Source organism: Oleispirillum naphthae, assembly GCA_027864655.1.
GTDB lineage: Bacteria > Pseudomonadota > Alphaproteobacteria > Rhodospirillales > Rhodospirillaceae > Oleispirillum > Oleispirillum naphthae.
Window position 1 is genome coordinate 69,585 of the sequence record JAQAZG010000010.1, and the last position, 18,941, is coordinate 88,525.

General features: G+C 67.0%; 15 protein-coding genes and 1 riboswitch. Of the genes, 9 read left to right on the forward strand and 6 right to left on the reverse strand.

The window, feature by feature from the left end; translation table 11 throughout:
- Positions 1 to 27: 27 nt before the first annotated feature.
- Positions 28 to 1,923, reverse strand: coding sequence for a TonB-dependent receptor plug domain-containing protein (locus O7R11_RS11645; protein WP_337997694.1), 1,896 nt, complete (start codon positions 1,921 to 1,923; stop codon positions 28 to 30).
- A 142-nt stretch (positions 1,924 to 2,065) separates the two neighbouring features.
- A riboswitch (cobalamin riboswitch) is annotated at positions 2,066 to 2,287 on the reverse strand.
- A 139-nt stretch (positions 2,288 to 2,426) separates the two neighbouring features.
- Here O7R11_RS11645 and O7R11_RS11650 point away from each other — a divergent pair.
- From O7R11_RS11650 to O7R11_RS11680, 7 genes are all read left to right on the forward strand, one after another.
- Entirely contained in the window at positions 2,427 to 3,320 is an 894-nt protein-coding gene (locus tag O7R11_RS11650) for a LysR family transcriptional regulator (protein WP_337997695.1), read from the forward strand.
- A 103-nt stretch (positions 3,321 to 3,423) separates the two neighbouring features.
- Entirely contained in the window at positions 3,424 to 4,263 is an 840-nt protein-coding gene (locus O7R11_RS11655; RefSeq protein ID WP_337997696.1) for a putative hydro-lyase, read from the forward strand.
- A 32-nt stretch (positions 4,264 to 4,295) separates the two neighbouring features.
- On the forward strand, positions 4,296 to 5,357 hold the full coding sequence (locus O7R11_RS11660; RefSeq protein ID WP_337997697.1) for a TRAP transporter substrate-binding protein: 1,062 nt from the start codon (positions 4,296 to 4,298) through the stop codon (positions 5,355 to 5,357).
- 58 nt (positions 5,358 to 5,415) lie between these two features.
- The gene (locus O7R11_RS11665; protein ID WP_337997698.1) at positions 5,416 to 6,009 is read left to right on the forward strand and encodes a TRAP transporter small permease subunit; all 594 of its coding nucleotides are present in this window, start codon (positions 5,416 to 5,418) and stop codon (positions 6,007 to 6,009) included.
- On the forward strand, positions 6,006 to 7,289 hold the full coding sequence (locus O7R11_RS11670; protein ID WP_337997699.1) for a TRAP transporter large permease: 1,284 nt from the start codon (positions 6,006 to 6,008) through the stop codon (positions 7,287 to 7,289). The genes O7R11_RS11665 and O7R11_RS11670 overlap by 4 nt, the downstream gene beginning before the upstream one ends.
- A gap of 15 nt (positions 7,290 to 7,304) precedes the next feature.
- Complete coding sequence (locus O7R11_RS11675; protein ID WP_337997700.1) at positions 7,305 to 7,979, forward strand: DUF2848 domain-containing protein; 675 nt, start codon at positions 7,305 to 7,307, stop codon at positions 7,977 to 7,979.
- A gap of 25 nt (positions 7,980 to 8,004) precedes the next feature.
- Entirely contained in the window at positions 8,005 to 9,378 is a 1,374-nt protein-coding gene (locus O7R11_RS11680) for an amidase (protein WP_337997701.1), read from the forward strand.
- Between the two features lie 49 nt (positions 9,379 to 9,427).
- Here the strand turns inward: O7R11_RS11680 and O7R11_RS11685 are convergent, their stop codons facing one another.
- Entirely contained in the window at positions 9,428 to 10,855 is a 1,428-nt protein-coding gene (locus O7R11_RS11685; protein WP_337997702.1) for a carbon starvation CstA family protein, read from the reverse strand.
- A gap of 356 nt (positions 10,856 to 11,211) precedes the next feature.
- Positions 11,212 to 12,639 (reverse strand): carbon starvation CstA family protein, encoded by a 1,428-nt coding sequence (locus O7R11_RS11690; RefSeq protein ID WP_337997703.1) that lies wholly within the window; start codon positions 12,637 to 12,639, stop codon positions 11,212 to 11,214.
- A gap of 483 nt (positions 12,640 to 13,122) precedes the next feature.
- Between O7R11_RS11690 and O7R11_RS11695 the strand changes: the two genes are divergently transcribed.
- Together O7R11_RS11695 and serA are read left to right on the forward strand one after the other, a co-directional pair.
- Complete coding sequence (locus O7R11_RS11695) at positions 13,123 to 14,292, forward strand: phosphoserine transaminase (protein WP_337997704.1); 1,170 nt, start codon at positions 13,123 to 13,125, stop codon at positions 14,290 to 14,292.
- A 75-nt stretch (positions 14,293 to 14,367) separates the two neighbouring features.
- A complete protein-coding gene (gene serA / locus O7R11_RS11700; protein WP_337997705.1) occupies positions 14,368 to 15,942 on the forward strand; it encodes a phosphoglycerate dehydrogenase in 1,575 nt (524 codons plus the stop codon).
- Positions 15,943 to 16,159: 217 nt separating this feature from the next.
- Here the strand turns inward: serA and O7R11_RS11705 are convergent, their stop codons facing one another.
- The 3 genes from O7R11_RS11705 to O7R11_RS11715 are packed head-to-tail and all read right to left on the reverse strand — an operon-like array spanning position 16,160 to position 18,880.
- Positions 16,160 to 17,437 (reverse strand): TRAP transporter large permease, encoded by a 1,278-nt coding sequence (locus O7R11_RS11705; protein ID WP_337997706.1) that lies wholly within the window; start codon positions 17,435 to 17,437, stop codon positions 16,160 to 16,162.
- 9 nt (positions 17,438 to 17,446) lie between these two features.
- The gene (locus O7R11_RS11710) at positions 17,447 to 17,944 is read right to left on the reverse strand and encodes a TRAP transporter small permease (protein WP_337997707.1); all 498 of its coding nucleotides are present in this window, start codon (positions 17,942 to 17,944) and stop codon (positions 17,447 to 17,449) included.
- 30 nt (positions 17,945 to 17,974) lie between these two features.
- Complete coding sequence (locus O7R11_RS11715) at positions 17,975 to 18,880, reverse strand: TRAP transporter substrate-binding protein (RefSeq protein WP_337997708.1); 906 nt, start codon at positions 18,878 to 18,880, stop codon at positions 17,975 to 17,977.
- Between the last annotated feature and the right edge of the window lie 61 nt (positions 18,881 to 18,941).

Below are 18,941 nucleotides of genomic sequence, written 5' to 3' on the forward strand. Positions count from 1 at the left end.
GCCCGCAGGGGACGCCCCGGCAAAGGCTCAGAACTTCATCCGCGCGCCGACATAGCCGGCGCGGCCGCTTTCCGCGTACCAGCTCTTGGTGTGATAGTCCTTGTCGGCGATGTTCTCGAGGCGGCCGTAGACGCTCGCCCAATCGGTGATCGCGTAGGTCGCGCCGAGGTCGAACACCGTGTAGCCGCCGATGAAGGGTTTGCTGCTGGTGTTGGCGGAGTCGTAGCTCCAGGTGGCGAAGCGCGCCTTCACCCAGGCGTCGAGACCCTTCACCTCGTCCGGCGCATAGGCGACGCGGAGGTTGCCCTGGTGGTGCGGGCGGGTCGCCAGCACCTGGCCGGTGGTGTTGTCGCGCGCCTGCATCCAGGTGTGACCGGCGGACACCGAAACCTCGTCGCTGACCTGGGCGGTGGCGCTGGTCTCCTGGCCGTAGACCCGCGCCGAGGCGGTCTGCGCGTACTTGCTGGTGGCAAAGTCGTAGGTAATGGCGTTGTTCAGGCGGGTGTTGAAGAAGGTGGTGTCGATGACCAGGCGGTCGTCGAGGAAGCTCTGCTCGATGCCCACGTCGTAGCCCCGGCTTTCCTCCGCCTTGAGGCCGGGGTCGCCGTAGGTCGGTTCGTAGAGCTGGTAGAGGCTGGGGGCGCGGAAGCCGGTGCCGTAGCTGGCGTGCAGGCGGGTGCCCCAGTCGGGGATGCGGTAGGCCGCGGTGCCGCGGTGGGTGGTGGTGTCGCCGAAGGCCGAGTGGTCGTCCTGGCGCGCGCCCGCGGTCAGGGTCAGGGCGTCGTCGAGCAGGCCGAGCTGATAGTTGGCGAAGTAGCCGTCGTTGGTGATCTCCTTGGCCGACACGCTGTAGGTCCGCATGTGCTGGCGTTCGTGGTCCGCGCCGAAGACCACGGCATGGTGGTCCAGGGGCTTCAGCGTGCCGGTGTATTCGTACTTGGTGACCTCGCTGTCGAAGTAGTTGTTGCGCTTGTCGTTGGTGTAGTAGTCGCGCCGTATCCGGCTTTGCGCCGCCGAGACGGTGTTGGCGAGCAGGCCTTCGAACAGGTCGGCGGAGACCGAGACCTTGCCCGAGCGCTGCACCGAGCGGATGTCGCGGTCGTTGTCGGCGGTGGCGCTGCCGTCGTATTCGGTGTGGGCCTCGATGGTGCTGCCCAGCGCCTCGACGTTCAGGCGGTCGAGAATGCCGAGATCGGTGATCAGGTCGGAGCCGACGCGCAGGTTGGCGGAACGGTTCTTGTAGCCGTCGCTCTCGCCGGTGTCGGCGCCGATCGGCGAGACGTCGAAGCCCTGGGTGGTGAGGCCGGAAAGCCCGGCGCTGTAGTAGACGCCGCCGCTTTCGCCGCGGGCGTTGACGTGGCCCCTGGCGGTGCCGTAGCTGCCCCACTCGAAGCCGCCGTCGCCGCCGATCGCCTTGCCCGAGCCCTTGCCCGACTTGGTGGTGATCGAGATCACGCCGCCGATGGCGCTGGAGCCGTAGAGCGTGCTCTGGTTGCCGCGCAGCACCTCGATGCGCTCGATGTCGTCGGCGAGCAGGTGGGTGAGGTCGTAGCTGGAGGCGGCCCCCGAAACGTCGCTGACGTCCATGCCGTCGATGAGGATCTTGATGTAGGCGTCGCCCATGCCGCGGATCGACAGGCTGGTCGTTTTGCCGATGCCGCCGTTGCCGTAGCTGGAGACGCCCGGCACCTCGCGGAGCACGTCGAGCGCGGTGACCGCCTGCTTCTTGGCGATGTCCTCGGCGGTGATCACGGTGACGGTGCTGCCGGTCTGCGCCACCGGCGTGGCGGTGCGGTCGGCGGAGATCACCATCTTGCCGAGGTCCTGCGCCTCGTCGGCGAAGGCGGGCGTGGCGGCGGCCGCGGAAAGAACCAGAAGTCCGGCGCCGAGCCGCCGCGGAAATGGAGTGTGCGTCTGTCGCATCGTTTCCCCCTTGAGCGCGGGCCTCCGTCGCCGCGCGCCGGTTGTGTCGTCGATGCCGTGGGGGAGAGGAGAACACCGTCCCGCCGCGGCGAAGTACGTCACCGCAACGGTCGGAAACCGTCCCCCCGCACCCCCGCGCGGAAGAAAGCGACGTCCGACGGCAGGTCTCCTGGCTTGCGGGTCAATGCGTCTGCGGACCGCCTTCCCGGCATGGATTTCCATGCCAGTGGCTTTCTCGGTCCGGGCGCTCGCCGCTTACAGTTGCGGAGGCAGCTCCGGCCTTGGCGCGCCTGCGCGCGCCGCACCGGATTCCCTTTTCATCCGCGGGGCAACCCCCGCGAACACCGTCGAAAGCGGTGGTACAGGCTGATGCGGGGTCTGTCAATCCCGATGTAACATTAGAACGTACTTGTTTCCGCCACCCCGAGAGTCCGCTTTCCCTCTTCCGGTCCTATCCGTATAATCCATCACGGTTTTTCAGCCATGGCGGGGCCGCAACGGACATGGACTTTCGCGCTCTCGAGACGTTTCTGTGGATCGCGCGCCTCGGCGGTTTCCGCCTTGCCGCCGATCGCCTCAACACCACCCAGCCCTCGGTCTCCGCGCGCATCCGCGCGCTCGAGGAGGAACTCGGGGTGCGCCTGTTCGAACGCAGCGCCCGCGCCGTGACGCTGACCGCCAAGGGGCGCGACCTGCTGCCCTATGCCGAGCGGGTGCTGGCGCTGAAAAGCGAGATGCTGGCCAAGGTCGGCGACCCCGCGGCGATCCAGGGCACCATCGTCCTCGGCGTGGTGGAGACGATCGCCCACACCTGGCTGCCGCGCCTGATCGAACGCCTCGCCCAGACCTATCCGGCGCTCTCGCTGGAACTCGACATCGACATCACCGCCAATCTCTCGCGCCGCCTGATCGCGCGGGAGATCGATCTCGGCCTGCTGATGGGGCCGATCGCGCACCCGGAAATCGAGAATCTGCCGTTGAGCACCTATCCCCTGGTCTGGGTGGGCAGCCCGCGCCTCGGCCTGCACGGGCGCACCCTCGGCCTCGACGACCTGCGCCGCATCCCGGTGATCACCTTTCCGCGCAACTCGCGCCCCAACATGGACATCCTCTCCATCTTCCGCGATGCGGGGGAGCGCGCGCGCATCCACAACAGCTCGTCCATCGCCACCATCGTGCGCATGGCGGTGGACGGCATCGGCGTGTGCGCCCTGCCGCAGGAGATCGTGCAGGGCGAGTTGGACCGCGGCGTGCTGGTGCCGCTGCGGGTCTCCGTGGCGCTGCCCGCGCTCACCTTCACCGCGTCGTTTCCCCATGCGGCGGATACGGCGCTGCCGCGCGCGGTTTCCGACCTCGCCTACCGCACAGCGATTGAGCACTCCGGCGCTGCGGCCTAATCCATAGGCAATCCTGATGGGAAACCATCAGGATTCGCGTTTGGACGCGATCAATAACATTTGTCACCATAACGTCTTTGCGATACCCAGGCGGAGACGGACGATGACACCCGGCGATTCCTCTTCCCTCAGGTCGATGAGCGCGCGCGAGGTCCGCGCCCGCATCCGCGCGGGCGCGGTGGACGCGCCGACGGCGGGCATGGCGGACGGCTTCATGCAGGCCAACCTGGCGATCCTGCCGCGGGAACACGCCGCCGATTTCCTCGCCTTCTGCCGCGCCAACCCCAAGCCCTGTCCGCTGTTGGGCGTCTCCCGCGCGGGCGAGGCGGGCATCCCCGGCGTGGCCGAGGACCTCGACATCCGCACCGACCTTTGCGGCTACCGCGTCTACCGCGACGGCCGCTGCACCGACCGGGTGAGCGACATCGCCGCGCTGTGGCGCGACGACCTGGTGGTGTTCGCCCTCGGCTGCTCCTTCTCGTTCGAGCACGCGCTGCTGCATGCCGGTCTTGCGGTGCGTCATATTGATTGCGGCTGCAACGTGCCGATGTTCAAGACTGCGATTCCGACGATGCCGCGCGGCCGCTTCTCCGGCCCGCTGGTGGTGTCGATGCGCCCGTTCGCGCCCGCCGACGCGATCCGCGCGATCTGCCTGTCGGATCGCATGCCCTTGGCGCACGGCGCGCCGGTGCACTTCGGCGACCCGGCGGCGATCGGCATCGCCGACCTGCAATCCCCCGACTACGGCGATGCGGTGCCGGTGGCGGCGGGGGAGGTTCCGGTATTCTGGGCGTGCGGCGTCACGCCCCAGGCGGTGTTGGAGACGGCCCGGCTCCCCTTCGCCATCACCCACGACCCGGGCCACATGCTGATCACCGATATCCGCAATGCCGACGTCTACGACCTCGGCGGACTGGTGGAGGACGACTCGATTTCGTTTTGACGGTTTCCAGCCCAAAGAACAAGGAGGCACCCATGCGAGGTTTCAAGGTGGTAACGACCGCGGCGCTCGCCGCGCTGCTCGGCTCGACTGCGGCACATGCCGAAATGAAGGGCACCAGCCTGACCTATGTCGGCAGCTGGAGCGGCCTGGTGCTGTTCAAGCAGTTCGAGAAGCCCTTCTGGGGCGAGACCCTGCCCGCCGATTCCAAGGGCAAGATCAAGGTGGACGTCTCCACCTTCGACCAGATGGGCCTGAAGGGCGCCGAGGTGTACCGCATCCTGGCGAAGAACGTCTTCGACATCGGCGCCACGGTGGCCGACTACACGGTGGCCGACGCGCCGGAGGTCGAGGGCCTCGACATCCCGATGCTCGCCCGGGACCCCAAGACCGCGCAGGCGGTGGCGATGGCCTATAAGCCGGTGCTCGACGACGCCTTCGCCAAGCGCTTCAACGCCAAGGTGCTGGCGGTGGTGCCCTATCCGGCGCAGATGCTGTTCTGCAACGCCGAGATCAAGGGGCTTTCCGGGATCAAGGGCCTGAAGGTGCGTTCGAGCGGCGGTTCGGCGGCCGAGTTCCTCAAGGCCGCGGGCGCCGAGGCGGTGACCATGGCGTTCTCCGAGGTGCCGGGCGCGCTGCAACGCGGCGTCATCGACTGCGCCGTGACCGGCTCGCTCTCCGGCTATTCCTCCGGCTGGCACGAGGTCTCCAAGGTCCTCTACCCGATGCCGATGGGCGGCTGGGACGACGTGGTGACCGCGATCTCGCTGAAGAAGTGGAACAGCATGGACAAGGAAACCCAGGCCTTCCTCAAGGACGAGGTGGAGCGCAAGTTCGAGGCGGCGGTGTGGGCCGCCGCCACCGAGGACACCCAGCAGGGCATCGCCTGCCTGACCGGCGTCGGCACGCCCGCGTGCACCCACGGCAAGGCCGGTTCGATGAAGCTGGTGGAAGTGTCCAAGGCGGACGTCGAGGTGGCGCGCAAGCTGCTTACCGAAAAGGTGCTGCCGAGCTGGGCCGGCCGCACCGACAAGGCCTATGTGGACCGCTGGAACGCCACGGTCGGCAAGGTCGTCGGCCTGACCGCCAAGAAGTGATCCCTCCCGCCGGGACCGGCTTTTGCCGGTCCCGGCCCCCGCTGCAAGGACCCCGCCGATGCTCGATGCCCTCGATGCCCTGATCCGCCTGGTGGAGCGCCTCTCGCGCCGGCTTGCCGGACTGGCGGGGGTGGTCCTGATCGGCATGGTGCTCTTGATCTCGCTGGAGATCGTGATGCGCCGCACCATCGGTCATTCTCCCGGCTTGTCCTTCGAGTATTCGGGCTACGTGCTCGGCATCACCGCCTCCTGGTCGTTCGCCTATGCGCTGTTCCACAAGGCGCACATCCGCATCGACGCCGCCTATGTGCGGTTTTCGGCGCGGGGACGGCTGGTTCTCGACCTTCTGGCGCTCGCCGCGTTCACCGCCTTCGCGGTGATGGCGGCGCAGGCGGCCTTCGGCGTGCTCACCGAGACGATCGCTCGCGACAGCGTGTCCAACACCCCGCTGCACACCCCGATGTGGATTCCGCAGGTATTGTGGGCCGCGGGCTGGCTGTGGTTCGCCTTCGCCACCCTGCTGTTGTTCGTCCGCGTCGCGCTGGCCGCCGTGACCGGCGACGCCGAGACGGTGCGCCGCCTCGCCGGCAGTTCCACCCTCGACGAGCAGATCGAGGAGGAAGCCCTCAACCTTAAGGAGCAGGGCTCATGATCGGGGTCGCCTTCGTCGTTCTCATCGTCCTGATGCTGCTGTCGATTCCGATCGCGGCGACGCTGATGGGCCTCGGCCTCTTCCTCGGCGAGACCTATTCGCGCTTCCCGCTGCACCGCGCGCTGGGCGAAGTGCTGTGGTCGGCCTCCGACAGCTTCCTGCTGATCGCCATTCCGCTGTTCATTCTCCTCGGCGAACTGCTGGTGCGCAGCGGCATCGCGCGGATGACCTACCAGGCGCTGGAGGCGTGGCTCTCCTGGCTGCCGGGCGGGCTGCTGCACGCCAACATCGGCACCGCCACCTTCTTTTCCGCCACCTCCGGCTCCTCGGTCGCCACCGCCGCCACCGTCGGCACCGTGGCGATGCCGCAGGCGCGCGCGCTCGGCTACGACGAACGCCTGTTCGCGGGCTCCATCGCCGCGGGCGGCACCCTGGGGATCATGATCCCGCCGTCGATCAACCTGATCGTCTACGGCTTCATGACCGAGACCTCGATCCCCCGCCTGTTCATCGCAGGGATCATGCCCGGCACCCTGCTCGCCCTGATGTTCATCGCAGGCACCGCCGCGCTCTGCACCCTGCGGCCGGAGTGGGGCGGGCCGCGGCGCACCCATTCCTGGGCGGCGCGGGCGAGGGGCCTCGCCGCGCTCGCCCCGATGTTCGGCCTGTTCGCCCTGATCATCGGTTCGATCTACACCGGCTGGGCGACCCCCACGGAGGCCGCCGCGGTGGGCGTGCTCGCCGCGCTCGGCATCGCCCAGGCGACGCGCACCCTCTCCATCTCCATGCTGCGCGGCGCGATCCTCGGCACCATGCGCACCACCGCGATGATCATGCTGATCATCACCTCGGCGTACTTCCTCAACTTCGTGCTCTCCGCCGTCGGCGCCACCCAGGCGCTCTCCCGCCTGGTGACGCAGAGCGGCTTCTCGCCGCTCGCCACCATGCTGCTGATCGTCGGCATCTACGTCATCCTCGGCTTCTTCATCGAGACCCTGTCGCTGATGGTGATCACCGTGCCGGTGATCGAGCCGGTGGTGGTGAGCCTGGGCTACGACCCGATCTGGTTCGGCGTGATGCTCATCCTGCTCATCGAGATGGCGCTGATCACCCCGCCGGTGGGGCTCAACCTCTACGTCGTGCAGGGGGTGCGCGGACGCGGCGCCTTCAGCGACGTGATCATGGGGTCGATTCCCTATGTCCTCATCATGCTGCTGATGGCCGGGCTGCTGCTCGTCTTCCCGGGCATCGCGCTGTTCCTGCCCAACGCCATGAACTGACCAGGGAGGTCATCCATGCTGAGCCTGAAAAGCGCGGATGGCGCGCCGCTGTCCGCCGAAGTCCGCGACCTCATCGTCGCCGGGTGGGCCGGGCGCGACCGCGCCGCGGTGGACCACCACATCGCCGAGCTTGCGGCGCTCGGCGTCGCGCCGCCCTCGCAGGTGCCGCTCTACTACCGGGTTTCCGCCGACCGCCTGACCACCGCGCCGCGGGTGCAGGTGCTGGGGACGGAAAGCTCGGGCGAGGCGGAGGCGATCGTCCTTCCCATCGGCGGGGTCCTGTGGGTCGGCATCGCCTCGGACCACACCGACCGCAAGGTGGAGTCCTATTCCGTCGCGGTCTCCAAGGAGATGTGCGTCAAGCCGATGGGCGCCGAGCTCTGGCCCTTCGCCGAGGTGGCGGACCACTGGGACGAACTGGTGCTGCGCTCCTACGCCACCATCGGCGGCGACCGCGTGCTCTATCAGGAGGGCAAGGTGGCGGGCCTGCTGCGCCCCGAGGAGCTGATCGCCGGGTGGGAGGCGGCGCACGGGCGCTTCTCCGACGGCCAGGCGATGCTGTGCGGCACGGTGCCCGCGATCGGCGGCATCCGCCCGGCGGAGCGCTTCGAGATCGTCCTCGAGGACCCGCTGCGCCGCCGCAGCCTGACCCACGCCTATTCCATGGAGAGTCTGCCGGTGGTCGCCTGACCCCGGCCGCTTTGGGAGACCGCTCATGTTCGTCGATCTGCGTGCCTTTGCGCAATTGCGCCGCGCCCTCGCCGACGGGACGGCGACGGCGGAGTCCCTCGTCCGCGAGGCGCTTGCGCGCGCCGCGGGCGAGGCCGGACGCATCGTCTTCACCGAGGTCTTCGCGCCGCAGGCCCAGGCCGAGGCGCGCGCCGCCGACCTCTACCGCGCCGCGGGCGTGGCGACGGGGCCGCTCGCCGGGCTGCCGGTCTCGGTGAAGGACCTGTTCGACGTGGCGGGCCATGTCACCCGCGCCGGGTCCCGGGCGCTCGCCGATGCGCCCGCCGCCGCCGCCGACGCCCCGGCGGTGGCGCGGCTGCGCGCCGCGGGGGCGGTGATCGTCGGCCACACCAATATGACCGAGTTCGCCTTCTCCGGCCTCGGCATCAATCCGCACTACGGCACGCCGCCCAACCCGTGGGACGCGGCGCGCATCCCCGGCGGTTCGTCCTCCGGCGCGGCGGTTTCCGTGGCGCTCGGCATGGCGGCGGCGGCGCTGGGCACCGACACCGGCGGCTCGGTGCGCATTCCCGCGGCGTTCTGCGGCCTCGTCGGCTTCAAGCCGACGGCGGCGCGCAGCGACATCCACGGCGTCGTGCCGCTGTCGCCGAGCCTGGATTCGGTGGGGCCGATCGCCCGCTCGGTGGCCGACTGCGCGCTGATCGACGCGATGCTGGTGGGCGGCGCGGTGCCGCGGCTTGCACCGCCGCCGCTTGCGGGCCTGCGCTTCGCGCTGCCGCAGGCCTATGTGCTCGACGGTCTCGACGACGGGGTGGCCAAGGCCTTCGGCCGGGCGCTCTCGGCGCTTTCCGGTCTCGGCGCGCGGCTGGAGGAGGTTCCCTTCGCCCACCTCTCGGCAATCCCCGAGCTGCTCGCGGGCGGCGGCCTGGTGGCGGCGGAAAGCTATGCCTGGCACCGCGCCCTGCTGGCGGAAAAACGTGCCCTCTACGACCCGCGCGTCGCGGTGCGCATCGACCGCGGCGCGGCGATCTCCGCCGCCGACTACCTCGATTTGCAGGCGCTGCGCGCCGTGCGCATCGCCGAGATGGACGCGGCGATGGAGCCCTTCGACGCAGTCCTCATGCCCACCGTCGCCTGCGTCGCGCCGCGCCTCGCCGATCTGGCGGAGGATGCCGCCTACACCCGCGTCAACGCGCTGGCGCTGCGCAACACCACGGTCGGCAACCTCCTCGACCTCTGCGCCGTCAGCCTGCCGTGCCAGCAGCCCGGCGACCTGCCGGTGGGGCTTTCGGTGGTGGGCCGCCGCGGCTCCGACCGCGCCACGCTCTCCTTCGCCGCGGCGGTGGAGGGCGCGCTGTGCGGCGCCGGGCTGGGCCGCCCGATGATGCAGCAGGCATGAAAAAAACCGCCGCGGTTTCCCGCGGCGGTTCTTCATCGGCAGGGGCCGGTCACTCGGCCGGGGCCTTGCCCGCGTGCTTGCGCCCGAAGGCGTAGAAGAACGCGCCGAAGGCCACCGCCGCCGCGGCGATGCCGATCCAGTTGGCGACGTCGTAGGGCAGGCTGAAGCCGATCTTTTCCGCACTGATGTAGGCGAAGGTCACCGCGGTCATGAAAGTGGCCGGGATGGTGCAGATCCAGTGCAGCTTGCCGCGCTTGATCAGGTAGGCGGCCGCCGCCCACAGCATCACCATGGCCAACGTCTGGTTCGCCCAGCCGAAGTAGCGCCAGATGATGTTGAAGTCGCCGAGAGAGATCACGTAGCCGATGGCGAACAGCGGCACCGCGATGATCAGGCGCTTCACCGCGTCCTTCTGCGGCGCCTTGAGGAACTCGGCGATGGTCAGGCGCGCCGCGCGGAAGGCGGTGTCGCCCGAGGTGATCGGCAGGATCACCACGCCGAGGACGGCAAGCGTGGTGCCGATGCCGCCGCCGAGGAGGGCGGTGGCGATCTCGTTCACCACGCCGGAGGGCGAGCCCTTGGCGATGGCGGCGCCGAGCGCGGCGGAGCTGTCGTAGAACGACATGCTGAGGGTGGCCCAGATCAGGGCGATGATGCCCTCGCCGATCATCGCGCCGTAGAAGACGAAGCGGCCGTTCTTCTCGTTCATCAGGCAGCGCGCCATCAGCGGCGACTGCGTGGCGTGGAAGCCGGAGATCGCGCCGCAGGCGATGGTGATGAACATCAACGGCCAGATCGGCAGGTTCTTCGGATGCGCGTTGGCGAGGTCGAGGCCCTGCGGCAGCACGTGGTGCTCCGGCGAGACCAGGATCATGATCGTCAGGCTGATCGACATGAACAGCAGGAGCGCGCCGAACAGCGGGTACAACCGGCCGATGATCTTGTCGATCGGCAGGATGGTGGCGAGGAAGTAGTACCCGAAGATGGCGAACACCCAGGCGGTGACCGGCCAGCCGGTGAGTGTGGACAGGAGCTTGCCGGGCCCGAGCACGAAGACCACGCCGACCAGCAGCAGCAGGATCACCGAGAAGCCGTTCATGAATTGCTTGAACGCCGGGCCGAGTTCGCGGCCGACGATGTTGGGCACGCTCTCGCCGTTGGAACGCACCGACAGCATGCCGGAGAAGTAGTCGTGCACCGCACCGGCGAAGATGCTGCCGGCGACGATCCACAACAGCGCGGACGGCCCGTAGAGGGCGCCGAGGATCGGCCCGAAGATCGGCCCGAGACCGGCGATGTTGAGGAGCTGGATGAGAAACACCTTCCAGGTCGGCATCGGCACGTAGTCAACGCCGTCGGCCATCGACTGGCTGGGAACCGCGTGGCCGGCATCCGCCCCGAAGATGCGATCGACCAGGGAGCCGTAGACGAAGTACCCCCCGATCAGCAGAGCGACGCAGAGAAAGAAGAGAGCCATGAGACGTCTCCGTGAAATCCGTGTGCGTGAAGCTGTTGTCCTTGTTGGGGCGAGGCCGGAAACCCCCCTGATTGCAAGCCCGGACATCGCCCATACGGGTAGTCGGCAACCATGCAAAAGAAAGACGATGCAAAGCAGCGGGAATGTATCTGCCGGGGAAACCGGCTTTTCCTGCTTGACACGAGTCTAAGCAGATTTGCGGCGCTTTTTTGGTATGGATCACGGGAATTGTCGCCAAGGCCGCCTTGCTTTGGGCAATACATGCCATGGTTGGGGCAGCAGACTCTGCGCGCGGGCAACGAAAAAACCGCCGCGGTTTCCCGCGGCGGTTTTCCGTTCGAGTCAGGCCCGAAACGTCACTCGGCCGGGGCTTCGCCGGACCTCTTGCCCCCGAAGGCATAGAAGAACGCGCCGAAGGCCACCGCCGCCGCGACGATGCCGATCCAATTGGCGACGGTGTAGGGCAGGCTGAAGCCGATCTTCTCCGCGCAGATGTAGGAGAAGGTCACCGCGGTCATGAAGGTGGCCGGGATGGTGCAGATCCAGTGCAGCTTGCCGCGCTTGATCAGGTAGGCCGCAGCCGCCCACAGCATCACCATGGCCAGCGTCTGGTTGGCCCAGCCGAAGTACCGCCAGATCACGTTGAAGTTGCCCAGCGAGACCACATAGCCGATGCCGAACAGCGGCACCGCGACCATCAGGCGCTTCGCCACGTCCTTCTGCGGCATCTTGATGTATTCGGCGATGATCAGGCGCGCCGAACGGAAGGCGGTGTCGCCCGAGGTGATCGGCAGGATCACCACGCCGAGGACCGCAAGGGTCGTGCCGATGCCGCCGCCGAGGAGGGCGGTGGCGATCTCGTGCACCACGCCCGCGGGCGAGCCCTTGGCGATGGCGGCGCCGAGGGAGGCGGCGTCGGGATAGAACGACAGGCCGAGGGTGGCCCAGATCAGGCCGATCACGCCTTCACCGATCATCGCGCCGTAGAAGACGAAACGGCCGTGCTTCTCGTTCATCAGGCAGCGCGCCATCAGCGGCGACTGCGTGGCGTGGAAGCCGGAGATCGCGCCGCAGGCGATGGTGATGAACATCAACGGCCAGATCGGCAGGTTCTTCGGATGGGTGTTGGCCATGTCGAGGCCGCGCGGCAGAAGCGCGTGGTCCGGCGAGACGATGATCATGATCGTCAGGCTGACCGACATGAACAGCAGCAGAGCGCCGAAGATCGGATAGAAGCGCCCGATGATCTTGTCGATCGGCAGGATGGTGGCGAGGAAGTAGTAGGCGAAGATGGCCGCCACCCACACGCCCACCGGCAGGCCGGTCATCGTGGAGAGAAGCTTGCCGGGCCCGAGGACGAAGACGATGCCCACCAGCAGCAGCAGGATCACCGAGAAGTAGTTCATGAACTGCTTGAACACCGGGCCGAGCTCGCGGCCGACGACGTTCGGGACGCTCTCGCCGTTGGACCGCAGCGACAGCATGCCAGCGAAGTAGTCGTGCACCGCACCGGCAAAGATGCAACCGGCGACGATCCACAAAAGCGCCGACGGTCCGTACAGGGCGCCCAGGATCGGCCCGAAGATCGGCCCCAGCCCCGCGATGTTGAGCAGCTGCACCAGCCACACCTTATAGGTCGGCATCGGCACATAATCGACGCCGTCGGCCATCGAGGCCGAAGGCACGGCACGGCCCGGATCGGGCTCGAAGATACGATCGACCAGCGAACCATATACATAATAACCCGCGATGAGCAGGCCCACGCACGTAAAGAAGAGAGTCATCGGACGTCTCCTGAAGTATCTGCTTTTGGGTCGATGCAGAAATGCATTCGCTTTCGAGGGGCCTCCCCACTGGCGGCACGCTCTGCGCGCGAAGTACCCCCACCAGTTATCCCTCTGATTTCAGACTCTCGCCTCATGTAAGGAAAGATTCAACACTTTTTTGCCGGAATTTTGCCGGAAAAATTATCGGGGAATTTCCGAGGGTTGAGGCTCGGCCGCACGGCGCGAGGGTGGGGCGGTCCTCCCGCGCGGAGCTACCCGTTCGGTTAGGGCGCGCCTTATCCCTTGTTTGGCATCGTTCTATTCCGTCACAACCTCTTCGGGTGGATTTTCCGCACCCGCCCCGGACGGCGACTCGCACGGCGGCGCAAGCCCCCCTCCGGGGGATTCGATTGACGGAAATTCCGCCGCTCCGTATAAGGCTTGTGGGCCGCGACCTCCCAACGGGTCGCCAAGCCCTTCTGCAATGGAAGGGAGACATCGATGACTGCCATCGCCAAACCGGCCACCCGGCCGGCGAACCCCAATTTCTCCTCCGGTCCCTGCGCCAAGCGCCCCGGCTACAGCTTGGCGGCGCTCGCCACCGACTGCCTCGGCCGCTCGCACCGCGCGAAGATCGGCAAGGCGCGCCTCAAGGAGGCGATCGACCGCTCCAAGGCGCTGCTCGGCGTCCCGGAGGGCTATCTGCTCGGCATCGTTCCGGCGTCCGACACCGGCGCCGTGGAGATGGCGCTGTGGAGCCTGCTCGGCGCGCGCGGCGTCGATGTGCTGGCCTGGGAGAGCTTCGGCTCCGGCTGGGCCACCGACATCGTCAAGCAGCTGAAGCTCAAGGACGCCCGCGTCCTCGAAGCGCCCTACGGCGAGATTCCCGACCTCAAGCAGGTGGATTTCTCCCGCGACGTGGTGTTCACCTGGAACGGCACCACCTCCGGCGTGTGCGTGCCCAACGGCGACTGGATTCCCGCCGACCGCGCGGGCCTGACCATCTGCGACGCCACCTCCGCCGCGTTCGCCATGGATCTCGCCTGGGACAAGCTCGATGTCGTCACCTACTCCTGGCAGAAGGTGATGGGCGGCGAGGGCGCGCACGGCGTGCTGATCCTTTCCCCGCGCGCCGTCGCCCGCCTGGAGAGCCATGCCCCGGCCTGGCCGATGCCGAAGATCTTCCGCATGACCAAGGGCGGCAAGCTGATCGCGGGCATCTTCGAAGGCGAGACGATCAACACCCCCTCGATGCTGGTGGTGGAAGACGCCATCGACGGCCTGAAGTGGGGCGAGGCGATCGGCGGCCTGCCCGCGCTGATCGGCCGCAGCAAGGCCAACCTCGCGGCGGTCGCCGCCTGGGTGGAGGCAAGCGGCAACGTCGCCTTCCTCGCCGCCGACCCGGCGGTGCGCTCCAGCACCTCGGTGTGCCTGAGGATCACCGCGCCGTGGTTCGCCAAGCTCTCCGCCGAGGCCCAGGCCAAGGCGCAGAAGGCGGTGGTCGGCCTGCTCGACAAGGAAGGCGTGGCCTACGACCTCGGCGCCTACCGCGACGCGCCCCCCGGCCTGCGCATCTGGGCCGGAGCGACGGTGGAGACCGCCGATCTCGAAGCGCTCTTCCCCTGGATCGAATGGGCCCTCGCCGAAGCCGCCAAGGACTTCGCCGCCTGATCGTCCGACCGCGATGCGGGGCCGGGTCCGCCCGGTCCCGTCCCGCCCCGTTTTTCTCCGCGAAGGAGCCTTCCGATGCTGAAAGTCCTGATTTCCGACAAGATGAGTCCGCTTGCCGCCGAGATATTCAAGGCGCGCGGCCTCGAGGTCGATTGCAAGCCGGGCATGACGCCCGACGAATTGAAGGCGGCGATCGGCGAGTACGACGGTCTCGCCATCCGCTCCGACACCAAGGTCAAGGCCGACATCATCGCCGCCGCCAACAACCTCAAGGTGATCGGCCGCGCCGGTATCGGCGTCGATAACGTCGATATCCCCGCCGCCACCGCCAAGGGCATCGTGGTGATGAACACCCCCTTCGGCAACTCCATCACCACCGCCGAGCATGCGCTTTCGATGATGATGGCGCTCGCCCGCCAGATTCCCCAGGCCTCCGCCTCCACCCACGCCGGAAAGTGGGAGAAGTCGAAGTTCATGGGCGTCGAACTCTTCGGCAAGACCCTCGGCGTGGTCGGCTGCGGCAACATCGGCTCCTGCGTCGCCGAGCGCGCCATCGGCCTGAAGATGCGGGTGGTCGCCTTCGACCCCTATCTCTCGCCGGAACGCGCCAGGGACCTGGGCGTCGAGAAGGTGGAGCTGGACGAGCTGTTCGCCCGCGCCGACTTCATCACCCTGCACACCCCGCTCACCGACGCCACCCGCGGCATCATCTCCGAAAAGTCGTTCGCCAAGATGAAGAAGGGCGTGCGCATCGTCAACTGCGCGCGCGGCGGCCTGGTGGACGAGGCGGCGCTCAAGGCGGCGCTGGATGCGGGCCGGGTGGCGGGCGCGGCGCTCGACGTGTTCGAGCAGGAACCGGCCAGGGAGAACATCCTCTTCGGCCACCCCAACGTCATCTGCACGCCGCACCTGGGCGCATCCACCACCGAGGCGCAGGTCAACGTCGCGGTCCAGGTGGCGGAGCAGATCGCCGATTTCCTGCTCACCGGCGCGGTGACCAACGCGCTGAACATGCCCTCGGTCTCCGCCGAGGACGCGCCGAAGCTCAAGCCCTACATGAAGCTGGTGGAATACCTCGGCGCTTTCGCCGGGCAGATCACCCGCACCGGCCTCAAGGCGGTGTCCATCGAGTACGAGGGCGCGGTCTCCGGCCTCAACACCAAGCCCTTGACCGCGATCGCGCTGGCCGGTCTGCTGCGCCCGATGCTGGACGCGGTCAACCTGGTCTCCGCCCCGGTGATCGCCAAGGAGCGCAACATCGGGATCTCGGAAACCAAGCGCGAGACCTGCGCCGAATACCAGAGCCTGGTCAAGCTGACGGTCACCACCGAGACCCAGACCCGTTCCGTCTCCGGCACCTTGTTCGCGGGCAAGCCGCGTCTCGTCGAGGTCAACGGCATTCCGGTGGAGGCGGAGTTCGGCGCCCACATGCTGTTCTTCACCAACAAGGACAAGCCCGGCCTGATCGGCAAGCTCGGCACCGCGCTCGGCCTCGCCGGGGTGAACATCGCCACCTTCCATCTCGGCCGCAACGAGGTGGGCGAGGATGCGGTCGCCCTGGTGCAGATCGACGGCGCGATCAAGCCCGACGTGCTCGACTCCCTGCGCGCCGTGCCCAACGTGGTGCGGGTCGAGGCGCTGCGCTTCTGAGGCGCATGTCCGGCGGAACAAACGATCGGGCCGCGCCTTCGGGCGCGGCCTTTTCTTTTCGCCGCCCGCACGCGGCGGAGGGCGGGCAGGGCGGAGCCTATAAAGAAAAAGAAGAAGCGGCGAAGAAGATTCGCCGCTTCCCGGGGGGGTGCCGACAGATGGCGGTATCGGCTATGGGTTTTCCTCCGGATCGGGTCCGGGACTTATCGGGGCAGGGTCACAAGTCCATACTGTTGGGGATGAACAGAACGATGTCGGGGAAGATGACCAGGCACGCGACGACGACGAGCAGGGCGATTACGTAGGGAACGACCCGCAGGGACAGGGATTCGATGCTCACCTTGGTGATGTTGCAGGCGACGAACAGGCACAGCCCCACCGGCGGCGTGATCTGGCCGATCGCGAGGGTGAGGATCATCAGGACGCCGAAGAAGATCGGGTCGATGCCGGCCTGAATGGTCAGCGGGTAGAAGATCGGGGTCATCAGGACGACCGCCACCGCGTTGTCGAGGAAGGTGCCGACGACCATGAGGGAAATCACCACCATCGCCAGCAGCGCGTGGGGGTCGTGCGAGATGTTCAGCATGGCCACCGTCAGCTTCTGGGGAATCTGTTCGCTGGCGAGGATGTAGCTGAAGATGTGGGCGGTGGCGATCAGGAACATGATCACCGCGGTGCTCTTCCCGGTTTCCAGCAGAATTCCGGGAATTTGCCCGTGCTTCAATTCGCGGTGGATGTAGAGCCCGACCAGCAGGCCGTAGAACACCGCGACCACCGCCGCTTCGGTGGGCGTGAAGACGCCGCCGTAGATGCCGCCGAGGATGATCACCGGCATCAGCAGGGCGAAAAAGCTGCGCCGGGCGCTGGTGGCGACGGCGGAGGCGGAAAAGGCGTCGCCGCCCCGGTGGCCGTGCCGGACGCAGATGATGTGGTTGACGGCCATGATCGCCGCGGTCATCAGCAGGCCGGGAAGCACCCCGCCCATGAACAGCTTGGCGATCGACGTGCCGGTGATCACCCCATAGATCACCAGGGTGATGCTGGGGGGAATCAACAGGCCGATGGTGCCGGAGGACGCGGCCACGGCGGCGGCGAAGGCCGGGTCGTAGCCTTTCTCCTCCATCGGCTTGACCATCACCGAGCCGATGGCGGCGGTGGTGGCGGGGGCCGAACCGGAGATGGAGCCGAAGAAGGTGCAGGCGACCGTGGTCACCTGGGCCAGTCCGCCGGTCATCCGCCCGAGCAGGGACCCGGCCAGATCGACCAGGCGGCGCGACACGCCGCCCGAACTCATCACGTTGCCGGCGAGGATGAAGAACGGGATCGCCATCAGGGTGAAGGAATCGGCGCCGCCGTATACCTTCTGGACGATCACCATCAGCGACGTATGGCTGAACAGCGACAGAGCGATGACCGACGAAAGCCCGAGGGCGATCGCGATCGGCACGCTCATGGCGATCAGAGCGAAAAACGATGCGAAAAGTACGATGCCCACCTTCGCCTCCTAGGATTGGCGGATGATGTCGAGGCAGATCGGATAGGCCTGCTCAACCAGATTCAGAATCATGAAGAGACACCCGATGGGGATCGCGAAATAGGTGACGCCTATGGGGAGGAACTCCATGGTCGGGGAAACCTGTCCAAGGGAGAAGACGCGCTGTGCGACGACCAGACTGTTGGTCGTCAGGATGTAGAGGAAGACGATTCCCGCCACGCAGGCGGCAAGACGCAAGATCGCATTGAGTTTCTTGTTCTTCACCAGTCCGACGATTTCGGACACCTTGATGTGCGCTTTTTCGCGCATGGCGATGCTCGCACCGAGGAAGGTCAGCCAGATGAACATGTAGCGGGCCAATTCCTCGGACCAGGACAACGAGTTCTCAAGCACGTAACGAAAGAACACCTGCATCAGAATGATCGTCGTCATGGCGGCGAAGAGCAGGACGACGGCATGTCCGATCAAGCGGTTCGCCGTTGCGTTGAGAGCGGAAAGCATCTTCATGAGTATTTCCCCCTTGGACAGCGCAATGGTTCAGCGCGCGGCCTTGATCCGCTTGATCAAGCTGCCGAACTTGCTTTCGTACTTCGCGTAGACCGGTTCCGACGCGGCTTCGAAGGCGGCCATGTCGGCCTTGTTGATCGCGATCTTGCCTTCCAGCTGCTTCATCTGGGCGGCCTCGATCCGGTCCACTTCCTTGCGGACCCAGACGGCGGTGTCCTTGCCGGCCTGCTTGAGGAGCTTCTGCTGGTCCGCGGGCAGCGTCTTGAACACCGCGGTGCTGATCAGGAGCGGCTCCACCGAGTGGATGTGCGAGGTGAGGGAGAGATACTTCTGCACCTCATAGAACTTCTGCGTGAGGATATGGGCGATGGGGTTCTCCTCGCCATCCACCACGCCGAGTTGCAGAGCCGTGTAGATTTCGCCGAAGCCCATCGGCGTGGCGCTGGCGCCGTACGCATTGAAGGTATCCACGAACACCGGCCCCTTGGGGGTTCTGATCTTCAGGCCCTTCATATCCTCGGGCTTGACGACCGGCCGCTTGGAATTGGTGACGTGACGGAAACCGTTTTCCCAGTAGCCGACGACGGTGAGGCCCTTCTTTTCGAGATTGGCGGCCAGTTCGTCGCCGATGGGGCCGTCCATCACCTTCGCGACCTGCTCGATGTTCTGGAACAGGTAGGGCAGGGTCAGCACCGAGAGCGTGGGCTCGAACGAGGAAAGCAGAACGTCGGAGGTCAGCACCATGTCTACGGTGCCGAGCTGCGCGCCTTCGACGAGCTCGCGCTGCGTCCCCAACTGGTCGGAGGGATAGATCTGGATCAGGAGCGCGCCTTTGGAGCGTTCCTCCACCAGTTTCTTGAACATCTCGCTGCCCTTCTGGTAGTGGTGGTCAAGGGCGCCGGTATGTCCCAGTCTCAATGTCTTTGCGGCGGCCATGGCCGGTCCGCACGATAAGGCCACCACCAAGGCTGCGGCCACTGCGGTCGTCAACCCGAAA

Coding starts and splice junctions, on each gene's coding strand:
- O7R11_RS11650 (WP_337997695.1), top strand. CDS start 2,427: ATGGACTTTCGCGCTCTCGAGACGTTTCTGTGGATCGCGCGCCTCGGC.
- O7R11_RS11660 (WP_337997697.1), top strand. CDS start 4,296: ATGCGAGGTTTCAAGGTGGTAACGACCGCGGCGCTCGCCGCGCTGCTC.
- O7R11_RS11655 (WP_337997696.1), top strand. CDS start 3,424: ATGACACCCGGCGATTCCTCTTCCCTCAGGTCGATGAGCGCGCGCGAG.
- O7R11_RS11680 (WP_337997701.1), top strand. CDS start 8,005: ATGTTCGTCGATCTGCGTGCCTTTGCGCAATTGCGCCGCGCCCTCGCC.
- O7R11_RS11715 (WP_337997708.1), bottom strand. CDS start 18,880: ATGGCCGCCGCAAAGACATTGAGACTGGGACATACCGGCGCCCTTGAC.
- O7R11_RS11685 (WP_337997702.1), bottom strand. CDS start 10,855: ATGGCTCTCTTCTTTCTCTGCGTCGCTCTGCTGATCGGGGGGTACTTC.
- O7R11_RS11710 (WP_337997707.1), bottom strand. CDS start 17,944: ATGAAGATGCTTTCCGCTCTCAACGCAACGGCGAACCGCTTGATCGGA.
- O7R11_RS11695 (WP_337997704.1), top strand. CDS start 13,123: ATGACTGCCATCGCCAAACCGGCCACCCGGCCGGCGAACCCCAATTTC.
- O7R11_RS11690 (WP_337997703.1), bottom strand. CDS start 12,639: ATGACTCTCTTCTTTACGTGCGTGGGCCTGCTCATCGCGGGTTATTAT.
- O7R11_RS11645 (WP_337997694.1), bottom strand. CDS start 1,923: ATGCGACAGACGCACACTCCATTTCCGCGGCGGCTCGGCGCCGGACTT.
- O7R11_RS11675 (WP_337997700.1), top strand. CDS start 7,305: ATGCTGAGCCTGAAAAGCGCGGATGGCGCGCCGCTGTCCGCCGAAGTC.
- O7R11_RS11670 (WP_337997699.1), top strand. CDS start 6,006: ATGATCGGGGTCGCCTTCGTCGTTCTCATCGTCCTGATGCTGCTGTCG.
- serA (WP_337997705.1), top strand. CDS start 14,368: ATGCTGAAAGTCCTGATTTCCGACAAGATGAGTCCGCTTGCCGCCGAG.
- O7R11_RS11665 (WP_337997698.1), top strand. CDS start 5,416: ATGCTCGATGCCCTCGATGCCCTGATCCGCCTGGTGGAGCGCCTCTCG.